Below are 21,399 nucleotides of genomic sequence, written 5' to 3'. Positions count from 1 at the left end.
TATGATATTATGGATTTAAGAAAAATAGGAATTGCTTTGATATTTATAGGAATAGTCCTTTCTATAGTGTATATGGGGAATGAAAAGATTTTTGTTCCTGCATTGACTGTAACTGTTTTAGGATTTTTCATGACAGTTGTCGGTTTTGTAATTGAAATCAGAAATAGAAAAATCATCAATGAAAGATTGGATGAGGATATTTCAACTATTATCCAGCCTCTGATTACAAAATATTCTAATCTCAACAAACAGTATAAAAATGAATTTGATGGGGAAGAATATGTCCAGAAAAGACTGCAGCTGAATATGGATTTGGAAAAGGAACTCACAGAAAACATTCCTTATTTGGAAAGCAGGGAAATTAAAAAAATTGTTATTGAATTTTCTAAAGAGCAGGATAAATTATAGATATATTTTTTTCAAGGATTTTTTCAATGTACAAATTATGACAACAAGGTTTTAAATAGTACATTATATACAAATAATAACAAGTGATAATATGTTTTTCCCAAGTTTAGATGAAGTCAAAGATATTTCAAAAAACAAGCAATACAAGCGGATTCCAATATCATATGAATTATTTTCGGATATTGCTACTCCTATTGAAGTTTTAAGAATTTTGAAAAATTCCAGCAAGCACTGTTACATGCTGGAGAGTATTGAAGACTCACAAAACTGGGGAAGATATTCATTTTTAGGTTTCAATCCTCTTTTGGAATTCACCTGCCAGGATGGAATTATTAAAATTAGAGGCAGCAGGAATTTTGATGAATTAAATGATGATGAAATAATTATTGAAAGTGAAAATCCAAGTGAAATTATTAAGGATTTGGTTAAACAGAACAAATCTCCAAAATTGGATAATCTGCCAACATTTACCGGAGGTTTTGTAGGCTATTTTGCTTATGACTATATCAAGTATGCAGAACCTTCCCTAAACCTCGATGCTGAAAATCAGGACCAGTTCAAGGACATTGACTTGATGCTGTTCGACAAGGTAATTGCCTTTGACAACTTCAAACAGAAGATCATACTGATTGTAAACATGAAGACAGATGATGTTGAAAACAATTATAAAAAGGCCTGCAAAGATTTAAAGGAAATTGCAGATTTGATTAAAAACGGCGAAAAGGCAAAAGTGGAACCTTTAAAATTAAAATCAGATTTCAAACCAGTATTCTCACGTGAAACCTATTGTGATATGGTTTTAAAAGCAAAGGAATACATTACTGAAGGAGATATTTTCCAGGTGGTACTGTCAAACAGAATCGAAGCGGACATTTCCGGAAGTCTGTTTGACACATACAGGGTTTTAAGAACTACAAATCCCTCCCCATACATGTTTTATTTTTCAAGTGATGATATTGAAATTGCCGGTGCATCTCCCGAAACCCTGGTAAAATTGACTGACAAAAAACTGTTTACCTTTCCGTTAGCAGGAACAAGGCCTCGCGGAAAGACTCCTGAAGAGGATGCAGAACTTGAAAAGGAATTATTGGCCGATGAAAAGGAATTGGCTGAACACAACATGTTGGTTGATCTGGGCCGTAATGATATTGGTAGAATAGCCGAAATAGGTTCCGTCAATGTAGATAAATATCTCTCAATCGAGAAATTTTCCCATGTCATGCATATAGGATCCACTGTCAGCGGAACCTTAAGGTCTGATTTGGACTCACTGGTTGCAATTGATTCAATTCTTCCAGCAGGAACACTGTCAGGAGCTCCAAAATTAAGGGCATGCGAGATTATCAATGAACTTGAAAACAACAAAAGAGGAATTTACGGTGGAGCTATTGGATATGTGGATTTAAGCGGAAATGTTGATACCTGCATTTCAATCAGGATTGCATTTGCCAGAAACAATAAGGTTTTCATTCGTTCAGGTGCTGGAATTGTAGCGGACAGTGTACCTGAAAACGAATTTGAAGAATGCTTAAACAAAGCCAAAGCAGTAATAAATGCATTGAAAATTGCTGATGGAGGGATAGAATGATTCTTTTAATTGATAACTATGACAGCTTTTCATATAACCTGTACCAACTTATTGGACAAATTAATCCGGACATACGTGTTGTAAGAAACGATAAGATAACTGTAGATGAAATATCCAGCATGAATCCTGAATGCATAATTTTATCCCCTGGACCCGGAAAGCCTGAAAATGCAGGAATCTGTGTGGAAGCGGTTCTGAATTTCCATGATAAGATTCCAATTTTAGGGGTCTGTTTAGGTCATCAGGCAATTTGTGAGGCTTTTGGAGGAGAAATATCACATGCTTCCAGATTGATGCATGGAAAATCATCAAAAATTTCACTGGATTACGATTACATTTTCAAGGGATTGCCTAGTGAGATAAGTGTTGGGCGATACCATTCTTTAAGTTTAATCAAAGACACTCTTCCGGATTGTCTTGATATCATTTCAAAATCAAAAGATGATGGAGAAATCATGGCTGTAAAGCATAAGGACTATAATGTTTATGGTCTGCAATTCCATCCTGAATCAATTTTAACATCCGACGGGTTTACAATAATAAAAAATTTTTTAGAAAAAGTTGAAAGGGGAATTTTATGATTAAAGAAGCTATTTTAAAAGTTTATAAACATCAAGATTTGACTTATGATGAAGCTTATCAGACAATGGATGAAATCATGAGCGGCGATGCAAGTGAAGTCCAGATGAGTGCTTACTTAACCGCAATGTCCATGAAAGGTGAAACAATTGACGAAATCACCGCTTCCGCAGAGGCAATGAGGGCTCACTGTGTAAGGCTTTTAAATGACAAGGAAGTCCTGGAAATTGTTGGAACCGGAGGGGACGGGTCAAATACATTCAATATTTCCACAACTTCATCCATCGTTATTTCTGCTGCAGGGGTTCCTGTGGCAAAACATGGAAACCGATCCGCCTCCAGTAAATGCGGTGCCGCTGATGTGTTGGAAGAACTGGGTGTGAACATTCATATTGAACCCGAAAAAAGTTTAAGTTGCCTTAAAGAAATAAACTTATGTTTTTTATTTGCTCAGAATTACCATTTGTCAATGAAGTATGTTGCAGGAGTACGCAAGGAACTTTCAATTAGAACAATCTTCAATATTCTCGGCCCTTTAACCAGTCCTGCCGGAGCTTCAATGGAAGTTCTAGGAGTCTATGAAAAGGACCTGGTAGAGCCATTAACAGATGTTTTAAAAAATTTAGGTGTTAAATCAGCTTTAACAGTTTACGGAATTGATGGAATGGATGAAATTTCTGTAAGCGACAAGACATTTGTCTGCGAACTTAAAAACGGTGAAACAATGTCTTATGAAATAACACCGGAATATTTTGGTATGGAAAAAGCATCTAAAGAGGATTTAATAGGTGGCGATGCAAAAGAAAACGCCAAAATTACTCGTGCAATCTTAAATGGTGAGAAAGGACCAAAAAGAAATGCTGTTCTTCTGAATTCCGCAGCAGGATTATATGTTGCAGGAAAAGTTGAATCATTGAGAGAAGGTGTTCAGCTGGCCGAAGAAATTATTGATTCCGGAAAAGCAATAAAACAGCTTGAAAGATTTATTGAATGTACAAACAGATGATTGAAATGTTAGATGAAATAGTCCAAAAAACCAAAGAAAGATTAGAAATCTCAAAACAGGAAAAATCCCTTGATGAACTTAAACGTGAAGTAAATGAATTGGATATATCTCTTGATTTTCCTTTTAAAACTGCATTAAGCGATTCTGAAATATCAATAATTGCTGAGGTTAAAAGGGCTTCTCCGTCTAAAGGCATGATTGCTGATGATTTTGATTATGTATTAATTGCAAAAGAGTATGAAGATGCAGGTGCTTCAGCTATTTCAGTTTTAACAGAACCTAACTTCTTTAAAGGATCAAATGATTATTTAAAGGAAATTTCACAAAATGTAACTATTCCGCTTTTAAGAAAGGATTTCATTATAGACGAGTACATGATTTGGGAGGCCAAATTGCTGGGCGCTTCTGCAGTGCTTCTGATTGTATCTATTTTGGATATTGTTCAATTAAAGAAATTTTTGGATTTGGCTCATGATTTGGGTCTTTCCGCCATCGTTGAAGCTCACGACGGCAATGAAATCAGAACTGCTCTTAATGTTGGGGCTGAAATTATAGGTGTCAATAACAGGGACTTAACTGATTTCAGTGTAGATATTGAAAATAGTATCAACTTACGTAGATGTGTTAGTGGCGATGTTATATTTATTTCTGAAAGTGGTATTAAAACACCTGAAGATGTGAGGAAATTAAAGGAAAATAATGTCGATGCAGTTTTAATTGGTGAAACTTTAATGAAAAGTGATGATAAGAAGGCACTCATTTCGGAGTTGAAAAATGGTTAAAATTAAAATCTGCGGATTAAGGCGTTTGGAAGATATTGAAATTGTAAATAAGTACAAGCCTGATTATATAGGATTTGTATTCGCCGATTCAAAAAGAAAAGTTTCACATGAACAGGCATCAAAAATGAAAGATTATTTAAGTTCAGATATCATTTCCGTAGGTGTTTTCGTTAATGCTGATTGTGAAGAAATCCTGAAGTTATACCATGAGGGGATTATTGATATGGCCCAGCTTCATGGCGATGAAAATGAGGAGTATATTAATTATTTAAAAGAAAAAACTAATAATGAGCTAAAAATTATTAAAGCTATTGAAATGTCTCACGACAATGATTTATTTAATTATGATGATTCACAGGCTGATTTTCTACTTTTGGATAGTGGAAAAGGCAGTGGAAAAACTTTCGACTGGAGTTTAATTAGAAAAGATTTGAAAAAAGAGTTCTTTTTAGCAGGTGGCATCAATAGTGAAAATGTTGTGCAGGCTATAGACGAATTCAGCCCTTATGCAATTGATTTAAGTTCAAGTTTGGAAGTTGACGGTTATAAAGATGAAAAGAAAGTTAAAGAGATTATGGAGGTTATAAATTGAGTAAAGGACGATATGGTGAGTATGGTGGTCAATACATATCAGAAACATTGATGAATGAATTGCTGTATTTGGAAGAGCAATACAATCATTACATGAACAATCCCGAGTTTGTAGATGAGTTAAATACTTTATTGAAGGAATATGCCGGAAGGCCTTCTTTATTATATTATGCTAAACGAATGACTGAAGACCTTGGCGGAGCAAAAATCTATCTAAAGCGTGAAGATTTAAACCACACAGGCGCCCATAAAATCAATAATGTGCTGGGTCAGGTTTTGCTTGCTAAGAAAATGGGCAAAACTAGAGTAATTGCAGAAACCGGTGCCGGCCAGCATGGAGTTGCAACAGCTACTGCAGCAGCACTTCTTGATATGGAATGTGAAGTGTTTATGGGCGAAGTCGATACAAAAAGACAGGCTTTAAACGTATATAGGATGGAACTGCTCGGAGCTAAGGTTCATTCTGTCAAATCAGGAACCAAAACCCTTAAAGATGCAGTGAATGATGCATTCAGAGATTGGATTGCAAGAGTTCATGATACTAATTATGTAATAGGTTCTACAATGGGTCCACATCCATTTCCTATGATTGTACGTGATTTCCAAGCCGTTATCAGTGCTGAAGCAAGGCAACAATTTTTGGAAAAAGAAGGAAGGCTGCCTGATGCGGTCATTGCATGTGTTGGCGGAGGAAGTAATGCTATGGGAGCATTTTATAATTTCATTGATGATGAGAACGTTAGGCTAATAGGATGTGAAGCCGGCGGAAAAGGTATAGATACTCCTTACAATGCTGCAGCATTAACAAAGGGTAAGATTGGTATATTCCATGGAATGAAATCAATTTTTAATCAGGGGGATTATGGTCAAATTGCACCTGTCTATTCCGTATCTGCAGGTCTCGACTATCCTGGTGTCGGTCCTGAACATGCTTATTTAAGGGATACCGGCAGGGCAGAATATGTTCCTGTAACTGATGAAGAGGCTGTTGGGGCATTTGAATACTTATCAAGAATGGAAGGAATAATCCCTGCTATTGAAAGTGCCCATGCAGTTGCTTATGCAATGAAAATTGCTCCTACAATGGATAGTGATGATATTATAATGATTTGCCTTTCAGGAAGAGGGGATAAAGATGTCAGATCAATTGCAGAATACAGGGGAGTTGAGTTAAATGAGTAAAATTTCTAATGCATTCAAAAACGGTAAGGCATTCATAGGATTTTTAACTGCAGGAGACCCGACTGTTGACAAAACTGTTGATTATATTTTGGCTATGGTTGATGCAGGCTGTGATTTGGTGGAAATAGGAATTCCATTTTCAGACCCGATGGCTGAAGGTGTTGTAATCCAGGATGCAAATGTAAGGGCTTTAAAGCACAATACAACAACTGATGACGTATTTGAAATTGTCAGAAAAGTTCGTCAGAAAACTGATGTTCCATTGGTATTTTTAACATATATCAATCCCGTTTTCTTTTATGGATATGAAAAATTCTTTAAAAAATGCAAAGAGCTGGGTGTTGATGGAATAATCGCTCCGGATTTACCTTATGAAGAAAAAGGGGAAATCGCAGACATTGCCCGTAAGAATGATGTTGATGTAATTTCATTGATAGCTCCAACATCAAAGGAAAGAATTCAGATGATAGCCAGTGACGCTACCGGTTTCATTTATGTTGTTTCTTCTTTGGGCGTTACTGGAATGCGTTCAGAAATAAAAACTGATTTAAATGCTATTTTATCCGACATTAGGGATGTTACTGATTTGCCACTTGCTGTAGGTTTTGGGATTAATACTCCAGAACAGGCATCAAACATTGGTAAAATTGCAGATGGAGTTATAGTGGGCAGTGCAATTGTTAAGATAATTGAGGAACATGGCGATAATGCGGAAGATGCCCTTAAAGAGTATGTTTCCAGCATGAAAAAAGCTTGCAACGAATAATCCTATAAAAAGATAAATTTATTATATATAAAAAATAAATATTAACACATTACTAATTAGAGGATTATTTATGTTTAAAGCAGAATTAAGTGATTCTAGTATATTAAAAACCAGTTTTGATGCTATTTCATCAATTGTCGATGAAGTACAGATTCAAACTGACAGTGAAGGCATGAGATTAGATGCCTTAGACCGTAGTCACATAACTTTTGTTCATTTAGAACTTAAAGCAAGTTTATTTGATGAATATATTTGTGATGTTCCTGAAAAAATTAATATTGATACTGATGAATTCATGAGAGTTTTAAAACGTGCAAAATCTCAGGACAGAGTTTTAATGTCTGTTGATGAAGGTAATTTCATTATTACCTTTGAGGGAGATGCAACAAGAACTTTCAAAATAAGATTAATTGATATGGAATATGATAACCCTGTTCCACCTCAAATTGATCACCCAACATCATTTAAAGTTCGTTTCTCTATCTTAAAAGATTGTATTAACGATATAGATATCTTTTCAGATAAAATTGCATTCCAAGTTGATGAAGATTACTTTATTGCATCAGCTGACGGTGAATTTGGTGATGCAAGCATCAAATATCTTCATGGAGAAAATATTCAAGAACATGCAAAATCTTTATTTTCATTGGATAAAATTAGAGAAATGCTTAAAGCAGATAAATTTTCAGAGGAAGCTGAAATTGGCTTAGGTACTGACATGCCGTTAAGTTTAACCCTTAATATGGTTACCGGTGACGGTAAACTAAGTTTCTTGCTTGCTCCTAGATTAGAAACAGATGAATAATTTCATTTGTTTACTTTTTTTTATTTTTAAACACTACATTCGAGATGATATTAAGTGGATGAATTCTATCAAAAGCTACGTCATGTTCAGAAAAAAGAACGTAATAATGGTACATTGGCTCGTGTAGAAGAGACTTTTTACAATGATATTCACGAGTATTTAAATGACTTAAGAAAGCAGGCTATAGAAGATCCATTTTCTAACGCTCACGGAATGCTTAAGCAAGCTCAGATAATTGCTACTGAGATTTGTGAAAGGCGTGAGAAAAAAATCAGCGAAGCGGCTGTAGTGAACATTCACAGGTCATATAAACTTTTTGTTGGAAAACCACAATTCGATTTGGTCGATACAACCCCTTTAAATCTAACTCCTGAGGAAGAAAAATTTTACTATTCATTAATCGACACTCTAAAAAATCATAGGGGTAACATTTCCCTTGATAAGCTGTCTGATGATGAAGATAAACAGAAAACTACTGTAATCAGACCTATTGAAACTCAAAAAAATACTTTGGATTCTCATAATGAAAAACCAAAAGAGAATGATGAGGTTTTAAATAGGTTGGATGAAATCAGCAAAGCTAAACCTATTGTAGATGAGAAAAGGGAACCTATTGAAAAGCAAATTGCAAAATCACAGCAAAAAGAGGCAATTTCCAAAGAACCTGTTGTGAAACCTAAAAAAGAAACAATAGCTGAAACCAACATTGAAGAAAACCCTAATGCTGTTGAGGAAGTAGAAGAATTTTTCGATTTGGAATCTCAAAAAATAGCTAAAGATACTGAATTAGTTACAATGCTGGTTTTTGATGACGTAGGCCCTATTGTAGGTGTTGATGAAAAAGTTTATGGTCCTTTCAGGTCACAGGATTTAGTAACTCTGCCGATGGTTAATGCAAAAATATTTTTCAAAAATCGTAAAGGCAGACAGGTAAAAATCTAATTTTCCATTAACTTTATATAACTTATCAAATATACATAAAGAACATATCTATTTGTGATTATAAAAAATTATATTTTATATAATTTGGATTTCTGCTGCCTGTAGACTTGATGCGTTACAATGCAGTTTTAATCTCTAACATTTTTTAGTTAAAACTCAGTTTAGATAAAGTTATGAATAGATTTACAATGATTAATTAATTAAGCACTTTTTAGTGTAGAAACGGTGAAAAAATGAAAATACCAAAAGAAAAAAGAACATACTGTCCTCATTGTAAAAGACACACAATGCATGAAGTTCACACTGCTAAAAAAAGGAAAGCTAGTGAATTAACCTGGGGACAAAGACAATTTAGACGTGTAACTGCTGGTTACAGAGGTTATCCAAGGCCTTTACCTGCTGGAAACAAACCAGTTAAAAAACTAGACTTAAGACTTAAATGCAAAGAATGTGGAAAATCTCACATCAAACAATCTTTCAGAACAGGAAAACCTGAATTTGTAGCAAAATAGGTGATTAACATGGTTAGTAAAGGTAGAGGAAACTTTTTAAAAGTTAAATGTTTAGATTGTGACAATGAGCAAGTTATATTTGACCGTGCTGCATCTGATGTTAAATGTATCATCTGCGGTAAGACTCTTGTCAAATCTCGCGGTGCTAAAGCTAAAATCACCGCACACATTGAAAAAGTTTTAAACTAAATTTTTAGTTTTTAACTTATTTTTTACTATTTTTTTATAATTTTTATTAATGTTGGTGAGAGTATGGTAAGAAAAAGTCAAGAATGGCCTGATGAAGGGGAACTTATTGTCGGTACTGTTTATAAAGTTCTCAATTATGGGGCTTTTGCTAAATTAGAAGAATATCAAGGCAAAGAAGCTTTTATTCATATTTCTGAAGTATCTTCTGGTTGGGTTAAAAATATCAGAGATCATGTAAGAGAAAACCAAAAAATTGTTTGCCGTGTTCTCCGTGTAAATCCTAAAAAAGGACATGTTGATGCTTCATTAAAAAGAATCCGTGAAGATCAAAGGACTAAAAAAATCCAACATTGGAAAATTGAGCAAAAAGCTGAAAAATTCTTAGAATTGGCTGCTAAATCCTTAGATAAAGATTTAGACACTGCTTATGATGAAGTGGGTTATGAACTTATGGACATCTTTGGAGATGTTTATGGTGCTTTTGAAACCGCTTCTGATGAGGGTGCAGAATCACTTACCGAAGAAGGAATCCCTCAAGATTGGGCTGATGCTATTACTGAAGTAGCTAAAAAGAATATTACTCCTCCGGAAGTTCACATCAGCGGATATGTTGATATAGAAACTTTTGTACCTAACGGAGTAGAAATTATTATTTCCGCTCTTAAGGCCGCTGAGGACAATGGTGATGAAGAGGAAGAAATTAAAGTCCAATGTGTTGGTGCACCAAGGTACAGGATTACTGTAAAATCTACTGATTATTTATTAGCTGAAAAAGCACTTAAAGCTGCTGCTGATAGATGTATTGCAGTTGTTGAAGAATCTGAAGGAAACGGTTCATTTTTAAGGGAATTAGATAACTAGATTCTTATGAATATGAAAATGAATAAATGTCCTGAATGTGGTATTTATACTTTAAAAGAGGCTTGCCCTAAATGTGGCGGCAAACTGAAAGTGATTTATCCTCCAAAATTCTCAGTTGAGGATAAATATGGAAAATATAGACGTATACTGAAAAGAGAATCAATGAAGGAGTAATCCATATGGAAACTATTGAAATCACAGTTTTAGAGGATATTGAATTAGATAATCCTATCTTTATAGAAGCATTGCCTGGTCTTGGACATGTTGGTAAATTGGCTGCCGATCATATGATTGATGAATTGGGAGCTACAAAATTTGCTGAAATTTATTCTCCAACTTTTCCACCTCAAGTTCTTGTAAAAGATGAGGGTATCATTGAAAACATGTACAATGAGTTATATTACTTAAAGGATGTTGGTGAAGATAATTTGGATTTAATTTTACTTGTCGGTAATACACAAGCATTATCTCCTGAAGGCCAATATTTGGCATGTAAGGAAATTTTAGAATTCGTTAAAGGATACGGTATTGATAGAATCTACACACTTGGTGGAATGGTTACCGGACCTACTGTGGAAAATCCTAAAGTTTTTGGTGCAGCTACTGATGAAGCAAGTGTTGAATTATTAAAAGAAGCAGGACTTGATATCAGAGCTAATGATGGAGGTATCGTTGGTGCTTCCGGATTATTCTTAGGATTTGCAACCCGTCAGGGAATCCAGGGGTCATGCCTTATGGGTGAAACTCCGGGTTATTTCATTGATGCTGAAGCTGCTGAAGCTATATTAAATAAATTATCCTATTTGCTTAATTTTGAAATTAATGTGGATAAACTTGAAGAAAGAGCTGAAGAAACAAGGCAAATGATTGCTAAAGCTCAACAAATGGAACAGGATTTAATTAATAAAGCTAATGCGGGCAATGCCGACGATTTAAGATATATTGGATAGATTCCAATATATAATTTTACTTTTTTTATGAATGTTATAGTTGTACCCGATGCATCTATGATTGTTATTCCGTTGATTGAAAGGAACGGACATACTTATTTATCTCCTTCGAATTTTTCCAGAAATGACAATATGGATATTTGCGAGGGTAATTTTGCTTTTGACAATTTGATTAACACATACTGTTCAAGTGAACTGCCATCTGGCGTAAGGGGAAGATTATATCTGTTTTCACGCATCATTGACAAGGCAGATGCCGCAATCATAATAGGAAAACGTCCAAAAAGTCATCCTAAAATGTATGATGCTTTAAATGATCTGATTTTATTTGGAGGCAATTCCTGCAATAACGCCCATTCTCTGGAAGTTAAAATTGTCAATGATTTGGATATTCCAACACTAAGACTCAAATACCCAACAAACAGGGATGAGCTAATATCATTAATTGATAAAACAAACTGTTTTTTAAAAGATTTAAAGGATTCAAATCCTGATGATTTAACTGTTGATTTAATTCCGAAAAATGATAAAATGCCTTTTTGTGATGTTAAGGCGATTTTGAATAGATTAATATAATAATAATTTCTAACATTTAACCATGTTGGTAAATGCTGATTTTCACATTCACAGTTGTTTTTCAATGGCATCTTCTAAAGACATGCTGATTAAAAACATGGCTCCAAAATCCAAATTGAAAGGTCTGCAACTTCTGGGAACCGGAGATGCATTCCATCCTGGATGGTTGGACATTATCGAGCGGAGCACTGTCCCTACCGGTGAAGGAATATATTCATCTGATGATATGGATTTTATCTTGACGACTGAAGTTGAAGGAAAAAACAAGATTCATCATTTGATTATCATTCCGGATATTGATATTGCAAGGGAACTGTCTGAAAAGTTACCCTCTAAAAATAAAAATCAGGATGGCAGGCCAAAAACACAATTGGACGGTGCGGAAATATTGGATTTGGTTCGACAATATGATTGTCTGATTGGTCCAGCACATGCATTTACGCCATGGACAGGTATGTATAAATCTTTTAATAGCATTTACGAGTGCTATGATAAAAAACCGGATTTTGTCGAGTTAGGTTTATCTGCAGATACATTCATGGCAGATACTGTGGGTGAACTTAAGGATTTTGTATTTTTAACTAATTCCGATGCACATTCTCCATGGCCACACAGATTAGGTAGGGAATTTAATCAAATTGAGCTTGAAGATATTTCATTTTCATCAGTTAAAAAGGCTATTAAACATAAGGATGTTAAAGCAAATTACGGTTTGTTTCCAAATCTTGGGAAGTATCATATGACTGCCTGTACCAAATGCTACAAATTGATTGATCCTGTTGTTGCAAAGGAAAATAATATGAAATGTGGTTGTGGCGGAAGGATTAAAAAGGGAGTTGACTTTAGAATATCTGAAATTGCTGATTTTAAACGACCTAAACATCCTGATTTCAGACCTCCGTATGTCCATTTAATGCCTCTTGCCGAGCTTATATCAACCGTTTATGATAAGGGAGTTACAACAAAAACTGTTCAGGGCAAATGGCAGAAGATGATTGATGAGTTTTCAACAGAAATAGATGTTTTGATTAATGTTGCGATTAATGATATTGAAAAAATAGATTCAAATGTTTCACGGGCTATCGAAGCTTTTAGAAATGGAACAATTGATGTTGTTCCTGGAGGAGGGGGCAAATACGGTGAGATATTGCTTGATAAACCTCCGGCAAAGCCAAAAAGTGAAAAAATAATTACTTTGGATAATTTTTAAAAAAATAAATACGGACTTGGAGGGATTTGAACCCTCGATCTTAAGATTAGGAGTCTTACGCCCTTCCAGACTAGGCTACAAGCCCATAATTGATTAAATTCTATAAAAAAATTTCAAAAAAAGTTTTTAATTGTATTGGGAGCGGACCCGCCGGGATTTGAACCCGGGGTCTTCGGATTAGAAGTCCGACGCCCTATCCAGCTAGGCTACGGGCCCCACATATACAACAATAATAGTTCTATTTCTCTTATTATATATAGTTATCTATTTTATTAAAAAAATAAAAGAAAAGATTAGGTTAATCTATCCTCTACTGACACTACCGGTAGCATCAGATATCACAATGCCGTCCACAGCATTACCGTTTTCATCGTAGATTGTAGCATACCAGTATCCGCCGGAATAGTATACGCTTCCAGCATAACAGCCAGGTTCTCCTACAGCACTGTTTGCAATACTTTGAGCACTAGAATATGATAAATGAGTACTACTGGAACTGGAACCTGAATCAGAACTTGAACTTGAGCTACTGCTTCCACTGTAACTTGAACCTGAGTTACTGCTTCCACCGTAACTTCCGGATGAAGAAGATCCTGAACTTGATCCTGAGCCACTACTACTTGCTCCACCATTTGTCACTGCTACAGAGCTACTTGTATTACTTAAACTTGTGGTGTTATTTCCAAGTCCGTCTCCGCTATTACTAGCTGACATACTTGATAAATCAGAGAATATTGGACTATCACTATTGGTTATACCATATGCCGCTACGGCAGCTGCAATACATAATACGATAATAATTGAAATTATAATGTTTGCTTTATCCAATGTTTTCCCTCCTTTAAATTATAATAAAATTATTATATATTTTTATATTTTATATATGTTTCGATATTTGTTTTACAACATCACTTATTAATAATAAAAAACATATATGTTTAATGTTAGTTTCTAATTGCTAATAATTGAGGTGACATATTTGAAAGATAGAGTAGTTATATCCCCTACAACTCGTCAAGAAGGTCATGCCGAATTGGTCATGGAAGTTGACGATGAAGGGATTGTTACAAAAGGTATGTATTTTAGTATAACTCCTGTAAGGGGTTTAGAAAAGATGGTTCTTAACAAAGCACCTGAAACAGCTCCTGTTTTATGTCAAAGAATCTGTGGAGTTTGTCCAATTCCACATACATTAGCTTCCGCAGAAGCAATGGACATGGCATTAGGAATTGAAATTCCTACAGCTGCTAAATTGTTAAGAAAAGCTATCGCAGCAGCACACGGTATTAACAGTGCAGCAATTCACCACTTCTTAGTTGCACCAGATATTACTAATGAAAGTAATTTCGCAACTGCAGTTGACAGTGTAAGTGAAATCAGAAAAACTGTACAATATGTTGTAGATATGTGTGCTGGTGAAGGAATTCACCCTGCAGATATCAGAGTAGGTGGTATGGCAAGAAACATTACTCCATTCACTAAAGAAAGATTAATCGAAAGAATGACCGCACTCAGACCAAAACTCGAAGCTCACGTTGAATTTATTAAAGGATTAGTTCTCGACGCAGGCTTACCAAAAGACTTAGGTGTAGTTAACCAACCATTAATGGCTATGGATGCTACTTACGGTACTAACGAATTTGATATGGATAAATTCTCTGAAGTATTACCTGAAGCATGGTATGATGATCCAGAAATTGGTAAAAGAGGATGTTCTGTAATTCCTTTATGGGAAGGTAAAAACGTAGAAACCGGTCCTAGAGCAAGGATGGAAAAATTCCAAGGATTCAAAGACAAAGGTGTAATCGCACAACACGTTGCTCGTGCTGACGAAATGCTCAAAAACTATGACGCATGTATGGAAGCATTAGATGCACTTGACACTTCCGCTCCTGCAAACGTAAGTTACGATAAAAGAGGAACTGGAGAACTTGGATTCGGTGTAATTGAAGGTCCTAGAGGAACTGATGTACACATGGCAAAAGTTGTAGAAGGTAAAACTCAATTCTACTCTGCAATTGTACCAACTACCTGGAACATTCCAACAATGGGTCCTGCAACCGAAGGATTCCACCATGAGTTTGGTCCACATGTAATCAGAGCATACGACCCATGTTTATCATGTGCTACTCACGTAATGGTAGTTGACGATGAAGATAAATCCATTCTCAAAAATGAAATGGTGAGAATCTAGTTATTTTGGAGGAATTTAATGCCTTACGATTCGGAGATTATTGTTGTTGGTTGTGGAAACGTATTATTTAAAGATGATGGGTTTGGCCCAATTGTTATAAATCTTTTACAAAAATATACCAATGATGCCAATGATTATTATGACCCAGCGGTTACTGCATATGTTGAGGATGAATTCGACAAGGATATTTTAAAACAAATTGAAGAAAAATTTGAAGATGTAACTTTGCCAGATTCTGTTCAGTTCGTTGACGGAGGAACAGCTGCTCCAACTAACTTTTTCCCATTATACTCTGAATATGACTGGAAAAAACTCATAGTTGTTGATGTAGTTGAATTTAATGCAGAACCTGGAACAGTAGATACATTTGATCCTAATGTAATGCAAAAAGGGAAATATGATAATCCTCACGGAATGACAGTTGAGGAACCTCTTCAAGAAATTTCTCAGAAATGTGAAGTAGTTGTTGTAGGTTGTAAACCAGCAGAAATTCCAACTCCGGATGTTGATTTGGGTTTAACAGAACCTGTTGAAAAGGCAGTTCCAAATGCTATTGATCTTATTTTAAAAGAAATCGGGGTAAAATAATGTTTGATAAATTGAAAAAAGCTTTTGGCGGTTCAGCTGAACCAGCAAAACCAAAAGTAGAAGAAAAAGTTGAAGCTGCTCCTGTAGAAACACCTGTTGAATCTGCACCTGCAGAAGAAAAAGCTGCTTCAGCAAAACCACGTATTGGTTACATACACTTAAGTGGTTGTACTGGTGATGCAATGTCTTTAACCGAAAACTACGACATTTTATCCACTGTTTTAACAGATATGGTTGACATTGTATACGGACAAACTTTAGTTGATAAATGGATTCACGGTACTTTCGCAGAAGAAATGCCTGAAATGGACTTATGTTTAATTGAAGGATCCGTTTGTTTACAAGATGAACACAGTCTTCACGAAATTCAAGAAGCAAGGAAAAAATCCGCTTTAATTTGTGCATTCGGTTCCTGTGCTATGACCGGTTGTTTCACAACCTTCGCACGTGGAGGTCAACAAGCACAACCTAAACACGAATCTTTCGTACCTGTTAGTTCATTAGTTAAAGTTGATTTAGCACTTCCTGGTTGTCCTGTAGCACCTGAAATGATTGCAAAAGCAGTTGTCGCATTATGTGAAGGTAACTTAGAATACTTACAACCAGCTATTGATAAAGCTGCTTGTAACACCGGATGCGGCTGTGATGTATTAACTAACATTATCCGTAATGGATTATGTTCTGGATGTGGAACTTGTGCTCTAGCTTGTCCAACAAGAGCTATGGGCTTTTCTGAAGGTAGACCTAGTTGTGATAGGGACAGATGTATTAAATGTGGATCATGTTATGCAATGTGCCCAAGAGCATGGTTACCTATAAAAGAAATTAAAAAGGAAACAGGATTATAGGAGGATTGAACATGCCATTAGGTACTTACAAAGAAGCATTATCTGCTAGATCTACTGATAGCAAAATTTTAGAAGTATCACAAGACGGAGGAATTGTTTCAGCATTACTCTGTTACGCACTCGATGAAGGAATCATTGAAGGTGCTGTTGTAGCTGGAACTCCTGATGAAGATTGGAGACCTATTCCTACTGTAGTAACCTCATCTGATGAAGTTATTGCAGCTGCAGGAACCAAATACTCAATGTCCCCAACCTTATCTGCTGTAAAAGAAGCAACCCGTCAATACGGATTAGAAAAAGTTGGTGTTGTTGCAACTCCATGTCAAACCCAAGGTTTAAGAAAAGCACAAGCTTATCCATTATCAAGATTTGTCGCTGACAAAATCAAATTAATCATCGGTATCTACTGTATGGAAAACTTCCCTATGGCTTCTCTTGACACTTTTGCAACCGCAAAATTAGGATTTGACAGCTTAACCGATGCTACTAAAATGGACATTGGAAAAGGAAAATTCTGGTTAACTAAAGATGGCGAAGACTCAGGTTTAGCTATTAAAGAAACCCACGGATACGAACAAGCTGGATGTAACATCTGTATGGATTATGTTGCTGAATGGGCTGACGTATCAACCGGTTCTGTAGGATCCCCTGACGGATGGTCCACTGTTTTAACCAGAACTGATGACGGTGAATCTATATTCAAAGCTGCTGTTGACGCTGGTTTAATTGAAACAAAACCAATGGACGATGTAAAACCAGGTCTTCCTTTACTTGAAAAATTAGCTAAAGGTAAAAAAGACAAAAACGGCAAAGAACGTGAAAGAAGAGCTAAATTAGGATTACCACTTCCTGTGGAATACTAATTTTTCTTCTTTCTTTTTTTCTCTTTTTTTAATCATTAACTTTATATAATTGTACTCCCAATGTTGTAATATATGCATTACATGGGGGGATAATATTAAATTAAATAAATATTTCTTATTTTTCATGATTTTCGCTGTTCTATTGTCTGTTAGCGTATCCTTTGCGGCGGATGAAAACAGCACTGATATAATTTCTGATTCAGTGGATGATGGTCTTATATCCACTTCAAATGGTGATGATACTGCACTTTCTGTTGATTATTCAGATGCAGTAAATGACAATTCAACCAGTATTAAAACAGGCAACGTCACCAAAAGATATTCTAATGGAGTCGAATACTCTGCAACTTTTTTAGATGAGGATGGAACTCCTTTAAAAGACACTATTGTATATTGCGGTGTTGATTCTCTGTTTGTAGGTGTCAATGCTACAACCGACTCTAATGGTGTTGCCCTATTTCTATTGCCTTTGAATAAAGGTTCCCACACACTTTATCTGATGAATATCGTAACTTCAGATATTAAAAGCGATACTATCAACGTATTTGATGTTTTAACTGGAAATAAGGATTGCAAGGTCTACTTTAACAGTGGAAAGTCTTATACTGTTCGTGTATACGGTGATGATGGAAAACCGGTAAAAGCTAATCAAAAAGTTACTTTTACAGTGAACTTCAAAAAACACACTATTAAGACAGATAAGAATGGATATGCAAAATTAAAAATTAATTTCCAGCCTGGATCTTATCTTGTAACTGCACAATATAAGGATTTTTTAGTCGTTAATAAGGTAATTGTTAAGCCTACTTTAATTCCTTTAACTCAATTCGGCGCTAAAAAGCTTTCAAAAACCTTTAAATTTAAGGTTAAATTGCTTGATAATAAAGGTAAGATATCAAAAAATAAAAAAGTCAAAGTAAAATTCAATAAAAAAACTTATACTGCAAAAACAAATAAAAAAGGAATTGCAACTTTCACATTGAAGACACCTTTGAAAACAGGCAAATTCAATGTTGTTGCATCATATGGAAAGGCAAAAGCCACTGCTCAATTTTATAGATATGCAGTAAGAGCTTAAGGAGTTTTAAACTCCTTTTTTTTAATTTTAAATAGTTGTAACTGTACAACCTTCTTTTTCAACGATTATTGTATGTTCTTTTTGACTTACAAAGCAGTCCTGTTTTTCACGAAGCGGCGCATATGGGTATATTGCCATTGCATCGGATAACTGTTTTAGGGCAATTGCACCTTTTCTTTCACCGAATTCATCTGTAATCCATCTTCCGGAAAATGGGACATATCTGTTATTGTGCTGAATGTATTTTAAAACTTTTTGAGTACTTTTCATTCTAAATGGTTTATTGGCCAAATAGGAAAATATGTAGTGTCCCGGTGCATCATTAACAATACCTTCTCCGTTAGTTGCAAACGGTTCAATAGCTACTGCCTGGCCTTCATCTAATTTAAAATTATCGTTATTGTCGTAATTTGGAATGGATATTCCTGCATGTAAATTATTCTGTTCTAAACTGTGGCCCATGAGATTGAATATAGGATTTAGATTATACTCGGATATTGCCTCATGCACTGCCGCACCTATTTTTGAGATTTCAACGCCTGCTCTAACGGTTGCAATTGCAGCTTCAAGGCCTGCAGCTGATGCTTCAATTATTTCTTCATGTAAGTTAATCTGATCTTGGGTATAGTATTCATCCATATTTCCACTAGCCAGTACAGTTATTGCTGTGTCAGCTATGTATCCGTCTATCATTGCTCCTAAATCTAATTTGACCATGTCACCTGCTTTAAATCTGGTCTCATCTCCTGCAGGGGAGGTGTAATGTGCGGCATATTCGTTGATTGATACATTACATGGAAATGCAATTTCAGCACCATTTTTTAATATTTCATTTTCTACATAAGTTACTAAGTCCAAAACCAAAGCTCCGTCTGTAATCATCTTTGAAGCTTCACTCCTAATTTTAGAAGCCAGTTTTCCAGCTTGTATGTATGATTCTATCATAAATTTTTACCTTCTTGAATAAATAATTAATTTTATATCTAATAAAGTTTATATAATATTTTATTATTAAACTAGTTTATAAAAATTGGAGGTTAATAAATGGATAGTTCTGTTGTAACACAAGTGCTTTCAAATGATATGATGCTGTTTTCTTTAATTATTCTTATCATTGTTGCCATTGTATTGATTATAATTGTTTTCCAATGGAGAAAAGTTGCACAATCTAAAAATTCAATTTTAATGCTTGAAAAAGAAATTGAACTTAAGAAAATGTCCATGGTGGAAAAGGACATTGAATCTAAAAGATTAATGGACAATCCAATTCCATTGCCACAAGAGCAACAAGATAGTCTTTCAGCTATTAGGCAATCCACCACCGAAGTTAGAAGCAATGTTGGATACCTTCATTCTGAAATTAATGAAAGATTAGCAAGACTCGAAGCTGAAACTGAACAAAGAAAATTGGAAAAAATGCTTAAAGAAATTGAAGAAAAAGAAGAAAAACTTAGAAAAATGAATAAATAGGTGGTAAAATGGATGCTATGGAAGCAGTTGCAATTGTAATTTTAATTTTGGCAATTGTCGTTTTAGTATATTATTATTTATTAAATAGCCCAAATACTGTAACTAAAATACGCAGTTATGTTCCAGCCAGTGCAGATGCACATATGGACGAAATATTAGGTGGATCTAATGGGGATTCAGGTTATGATTTAACTAAAGAAGAAGGCAGTCCTGAAAAAGGAAAATCCGAATCCATGAGTAAAAGAATCAAAATCAAATTAAGTGATATTGATACCTCTAGTTTAAACACAGATTTCTTTTCTAATAAAATTGATGCTTTTTTAGATGAAAAAAGTGATGAATTAATTAAGGACTGGTCTTTAGCTACTACAAATGATTTAAAGGAACTCGAATCTAAATTTACTAAAACTACAACTAATGTAGATAATTTGGATAAAAGTTTCAAGGAATTTAAAAAATCTTCTGAAGAATTCCAAAAAGCCACTGAAGAAAAGTTAAATGATTTGGATAAAAGAATTGAATCATTAGAAAATAATTAATTTTATTATTTTCTTTAATTTTCTTCATTTTATAGAAAGGTTTATATATTATCTATTCTATAATTATTATATAGTTGTATACTATTTTTATCTTATAGCAGGGTGGGGTAGTCTGGTGATCCCGCGGGGCTCATAACCCCGAGATCCCTAGTTCAAATCTAGGCCCTGCTACTTTTAATTAAATATTTTTTGGCAAGTTAAAGACAGCTGCTGGTTTTTTAAACTAAGGAAACTCCGCCCATCAGTACAGAACTACGGCGTTGAAAAACGTATACTGAGAAGTATGACTCTGGAGCAGAAACGACACGGCTTTTAATGGTAGACGATGATATTTAATTGAGGACATTAAAAGAAGCGGTGAAACGGCCATTCCGTAGGATGCAAGAGCAAAGGTGCCGATGACAACCTGTATGAGGCAAGGTAGCACGCTAAGATGAATGCTGTTAAACAGAAGGTGGGTTACTCTTAACATGCCATTAAATATTAATTATTTTTCTATTTTTAAAATTATGTGAGTAATTACACTGAACATTAAAATTATAAACAAGTATTCAAGTGTATTGGTTACAATGTTGCCTGTCACAATGCTAAAGCCATGGTTTCCGGTTATATGATTTATCTTAATAATGCAAGAATACCACAACTTCTGTAAGTTGTGGATGAATTGCAAGTTGGGTATACTATTTTTTTATTAACTTTTAAATAGTTATTTTCTTATAATGATTATTATGGGTAGTATTTTGAATAGGAATCAGCATTCAGTATAACATGTTAACTTATCACTTGGTATTGGTTATTAAATATCGTAGAAAGGTAATTAATGAAGATATATTCGATTCATTAATGGTTATTTTTGATAATATTGGTTTTAA

27 protein-coding genes, 3 tRNA genes and 1 other RNA gene are annotated in these 21,399 nt (G+C 34.8%); 27 read left to right on the top strand and 4 right to left on the bottom strand.

The window, feature by feature from the left end:
• Positions 1 to 9: 9 nt before the first annotated feature.
• The 17 genes from E7Z81_RS01820 (at position 10) to E7Z81_RS01740 (ending at position 12,947) form a co-directional block, all read left to right on the top strand.
• Positions 10 to 408, top strand: coding sequence for a hypothetical protein (locus E7Z81_RS01820; RefSeq protein ID WP_292743357.1), 399 nt, complete (start codon positions 10 to 12; stop codon positions 406 to 408).
• A 91-nt stretch (positions 409 to 499) separates the two neighbouring features.
• Complete coding sequence (trpE, locus tag E7Z81_RS01815; RefSeq protein ID WP_292743355.1) at positions 500 to 1,996, top strand: anthranilate synthase component I; 1,497 nt, start codon at positions 500 to 502, stop codon at positions 1,994 to 1,996.
• Positions 1,993 to 2,577, top strand: a complete 585-nt coding sequence (locus E7Z81_RS01810) for an aminodeoxychorismate/anthranilate synthase component II (RefSeq protein ID WP_292743353.1) — start codon at positions 1,993 to 1,995, stop codon at positions 2,575 to 2,577. Before trpE ends, E7Z81_RS01810 begins: the two co-directional genes overlap by 4 nt.
• Entirely contained in the window at positions 2,574 to 3,581 is a 1,008-nt protein-coding gene (trpD, locus tag E7Z81_RS01805; RefSeq protein WP_292743351.1) for an anthranilate phosphoribosyltransferase, read from the top strand. Before E7Z81_RS01810 ends, trpD begins: the two co-directional genes overlap by 4 nt.
• Positions 3,566 to 4,363 carry an indole-3-glycerol phosphate synthase TrpC gene (trpC, locus tag E7Z81_RS01800; protein WP_367262995.1) on the top strand — a complete coding sequence of 266 codons (798 nt, stop codon included), beginning with the start codon at positions 3,566 to 3,568 and terminating at the stop codon, positions 4,361 to 4,363. Before trpD ends, trpC begins: the two co-directional genes overlap by 16 nt.
• Positions 4,356 to 4,955 carry a phosphoribosylanthranilate isomerase gene (locus tag E7Z81_RS01795; RefSeq protein ID WP_292743345.1) on the top strand — a complete coding sequence of 200 codons (600 nt, stop codon included), beginning with the start codon at positions 4,356 to 4,358 and terminating at the stop codon, positions 4,953 to 4,955. The genes trpC and E7Z81_RS01795 overlap by 8 nt, the downstream gene beginning before the upstream one ends.
• Complete coding sequence (gene trpB, locus E7Z81_RS01790) at positions 4,952 to 6,136, top strand: tryptophan synthase subunit beta (protein WP_292743342.1); 1,185 nt, start codon at positions 4,952 to 4,954, stop codon at positions 6,134 to 6,136. The genes E7Z81_RS01795 and trpB overlap by 4 nt, the downstream gene beginning before the upstream one ends.
• A complete protein-coding gene (gene trpA, locus E7Z81_RS01785; RefSeq protein ID WP_292743340.1) occupies positions 6,129 to 6,902 on the top strand; it encodes a tryptophan synthase subunit alpha in 774 nt (257 codons plus the stop codon). The genes trpB and trpA overlap by 8 nt, the downstream gene beginning before the upstream one ends.
• Positions 6,903 to 6,972: 70 nt before the next feature.
• Complete coding sequence (gene pcn / locus E7Z81_RS01780) at positions 6,973 to 7,707, top strand: proliferating cell nuclear antigen (pcna) (protein WP_292743337.1); 735 nt, start codon at positions 6,973 to 6,975, stop codon at positions 7,705 to 7,707.
• A 54-nt stretch (positions 7,708 to 7,761) separates the two neighbouring features.
• Positions 7,762 to 8,649 carry a hypothetical protein gene (locus E7Z81_RS01775; protein WP_292743334.1) on the top strand — a complete coding sequence of 296 codons (888 nt, stop codon included), beginning with the start codon at positions 7,762 to 7,764 and terminating at the stop codon, positions 8,647 to 8,649.
• Positions 8,650 to 8,882: 233 nt separating this feature from the next.
• Positions 8,883 to 9,161 (top strand): 50S ribosomal protein L44e, encoded by a 279-nt coding sequence (locus E7Z81_RS01770; RefSeq protein ID WP_292743332.1) that lies wholly within the window; start codon positions 8,883 to 8,885, stop codon positions 9,159 to 9,161.
• Positions 9,162 to 9,170: 9 nt separating this feature from the next.
• A complete protein-coding gene (locus E7Z81_RS01765; protein WP_067044971.1) occupies positions 9,171 to 9,350 on the top strand; it encodes a 30S ribosomal protein S27e in 180 nt (59 codons plus the stop codon).
• Between the two features lie 63 nt (positions 9,351 to 9,413).
• Complete coding sequence (locus E7Z81_RS01760; RefSeq protein ID WP_292743328.1) at positions 9,414 to 10,211, top strand: translation initiation factor IF-2 subunit alpha; 798 nt, start codon at positions 9,414 to 9,416, stop codon at positions 10,209 to 10,211.
• Between the two features lie 6 nt (positions 10,212 to 10,217).
• A complete protein-coding gene (locus E7Z81_RS01755) occupies positions 10,218 to 10,385 on the top strand; it encodes an RNA-protein complex protein Nop10 (RefSeq protein ID WP_292743325.1) in 168 nt (55 codons plus the stop codon).
• Positions 10,386 to 10,390: 5 nt separating this feature from the next.
• Positions 10,391 to 11,161 carry a proteasome assembly chaperone family protein gene (locus E7Z81_RS01750; RefSeq protein ID WP_292743323.1) on the top strand — a complete coding sequence of 257 codons (771 nt, stop codon included), beginning with the start codon at positions 10,391 to 10,393 and terminating at the stop codon, positions 11,159 to 11,161.
• 27 nt (positions 11,162 to 11,188) lie between these two features.
• Positions 11,189 to 11,737 carry a DUF2112 family protein gene (locus tag E7Z81_RS01745; protein ID WP_292743321.1) on the top strand — a complete coding sequence of 183 codons (549 nt, stop codon included), beginning with the start codon at positions 11,189 to 11,191 and terminating at the stop codon, positions 11,735 to 11,737.
• 22 nt (positions 11,738 to 11,759) lie between these two features.
• A complete protein-coding gene (locus E7Z81_RS01740; protein ID WP_292743318.1) occupies positions 11,760 to 12,947 on the top strand; it encodes a TIGR00375 family protein in 1,188 nt (395 codons plus the stop codon).
• 11 nt (positions 12,948 to 12,958) lie between these two features.
• Here E7Z81_RS01740 and E7Z81_RS01735 read toward each other — a convergent pair.
• The 3 genes from E7Z81_RS01735 to E7Z81_RS01725 all read right to left on the bottom strand — a co-directional run bounded on the left by E7Z81_RS01735 (position 12,959) and on the right by E7Z81_RS01725 (position 13,775).
• A tRNA-Arg gene (locus E7Z81_RS01735) sits at positions 12,959 to 13,032 on the bottom strand.
• 57 nt (positions 13,033 to 13,089) lie between these two features.
• A tRNA-Arg gene (locus E7Z81_RS01730) sits at positions 13,090 to 13,163 on the bottom strand.
• Between the two features lie 87 nt (positions 13,164 to 13,250).
• On the bottom strand, positions 13,251 to 13,775 hold the full coding sequence (locus tag E7Z81_RS01725) for an endoglucanase (protein ID WP_292743315.1): 525 nt from the start codon (positions 13,773 to 13,775) through the stop codon (positions 13,251 to 13,253).
• Positions 13,776 to 13,926: 151 nt separating this feature from the next.
• Here E7Z81_RS01725 and frhA point away from each other — a divergent pair, with 151 nt between their 5' ends.
• From frhA to E7Z81_RS01700, 5 genes are all read left to right on the top strand, one after another.
• Positions 13,927 to 15,141 (top strand): coenzyme F420 hydrogenase subunit alpha, encoded by a 1,215-nt coding sequence (gene frhA / locus E7Z81_RS01720; protein WP_292743312.1) that lies wholly within the window; start codon positions 13,927 to 13,929, stop codon positions 15,139 to 15,141.
• Between the two features lie 18 nt (positions 15,142 to 15,159).
• Positions 15,160 to 15,729, top strand: coding sequence for a coenzyme F420-reducing hydrogenase, FrhD protein (gene frhD / locus E7Z81_RS01715; protein ID WP_292743309.1), 570 nt, complete (start codon positions 15,160 to 15,162; stop codon positions 15,727 to 15,729).
• Positions 15,729 to 16,577 (top strand): coenzyme F420 hydrogenase subunit gamma, encoded by an 849-nt coding sequence (gene frhG, locus E7Z81_RS01710; protein WP_292743306.1) that lies wholly within the window; start codon positions 15,729 to 15,731, stop codon positions 16,575 to 16,577. The genes frhD and frhG overlap by 1 nt, the downstream gene beginning before the upstream one ends.
• A gap of 11 nt (positions 16,578 to 16,588) precedes the next feature.
• Positions 16,589 to 17,440 (top strand): coenzyme F420 hydrogenase subunit beta, encoded by an 852-nt coding sequence (frhB, locus tag E7Z81_RS01705; protein ID WP_292743303.1) that lies wholly within the window; start codon positions 16,589 to 16,591, stop codon positions 17,438 to 17,440.
• Between the two features lie 124 nt (positions 17,441 to 17,564).
• Positions 17,565 to 18,518: a hypothetical protein gene (locus tag E7Z81_RS01700; protein ID WP_292743299.1), complete on the top strand. Its 954-nt coding sequence runs from the start codon at positions 17,565 to 17,567 to the stop codon at positions 18,516 to 18,518.
• A 27-nt stretch (positions 18,519 to 18,545) separates the two neighbouring features.
• Here the strand turns inward: E7Z81_RS01700 and map are convergent, their stop codons facing one another.
• Entirely contained in the window at positions 18,546 to 19,463 is a 918-nt protein-coding gene (gene map, locus E7Z81_RS01695; protein ID WP_292743296.1) for a type II methionyl aminopeptidase, read from the bottom strand.
• A 99-nt stretch (positions 19,464 to 19,562) separates the two neighbouring features.
• Here map and E7Z81_RS01690 point away from each other — a divergent pair, with 99 nt between their 5' ends.
• The 5 genes from E7Z81_RS01690 to E7Z81_RS12055 form a co-directional block, all read left to right on the top strand.
• Entirely contained in the window at positions 19,563 to 19,988 is a 426-nt protein-coding gene (locus tag E7Z81_RS01690) for a hypothetical protein (RefSeq protein WP_292743293.1), read from the top strand.
• An 8-nt stretch (positions 19,989 to 19,996) separates the two neighbouring features.
• Positions 19,997 to 20,527, top strand: coding sequence for a hypothetical protein (locus E7Z81_RS01685; RefSeq protein WP_292743290.1), 531 nt, complete (start codon positions 19,997 to 19,999; stop codon positions 20,525 to 20,527).
• Positions 20,528 to 20,623: 96 nt separating this feature from the next.
• Positions 20,624 to 20,698: transfer RNA gene (locus tag E7Z81_RS01680), tRNA-Met, on the top strand.
• Positions 20,699 to 20,719: 21 nt separating this feature from the next.
• Positions 20,720 to 21,001: RNase P RNA component (gene rnpB / locus E7Z81_RS01675), an RNA gene on the top strand.
• Positions 21,002 to 21,295: 294 nt separating this feature from the next.
• On the top strand, positions 21,296 to 21,399 hold a 104-nt coding region (locus E7Z81_RS12055), incomplete at its 3' end, for a transposase (protein ID WP_367262999.1).

This window comes from Methanobrevibacter sp., from assembly GCF_015062935.1.
In the GTDB taxonomy this organism is placed as follows: domain Archaea; phylum Methanobacteriota; class Methanobacteria; order Methanobacteriales; family Methanobacteriaceae; genus Methanocatella.
The sequence above is the reverse complement of the archived record's forward strand: the minus strand, read 5'-3'. Positions and strand labels throughout refer to the sequence as shown.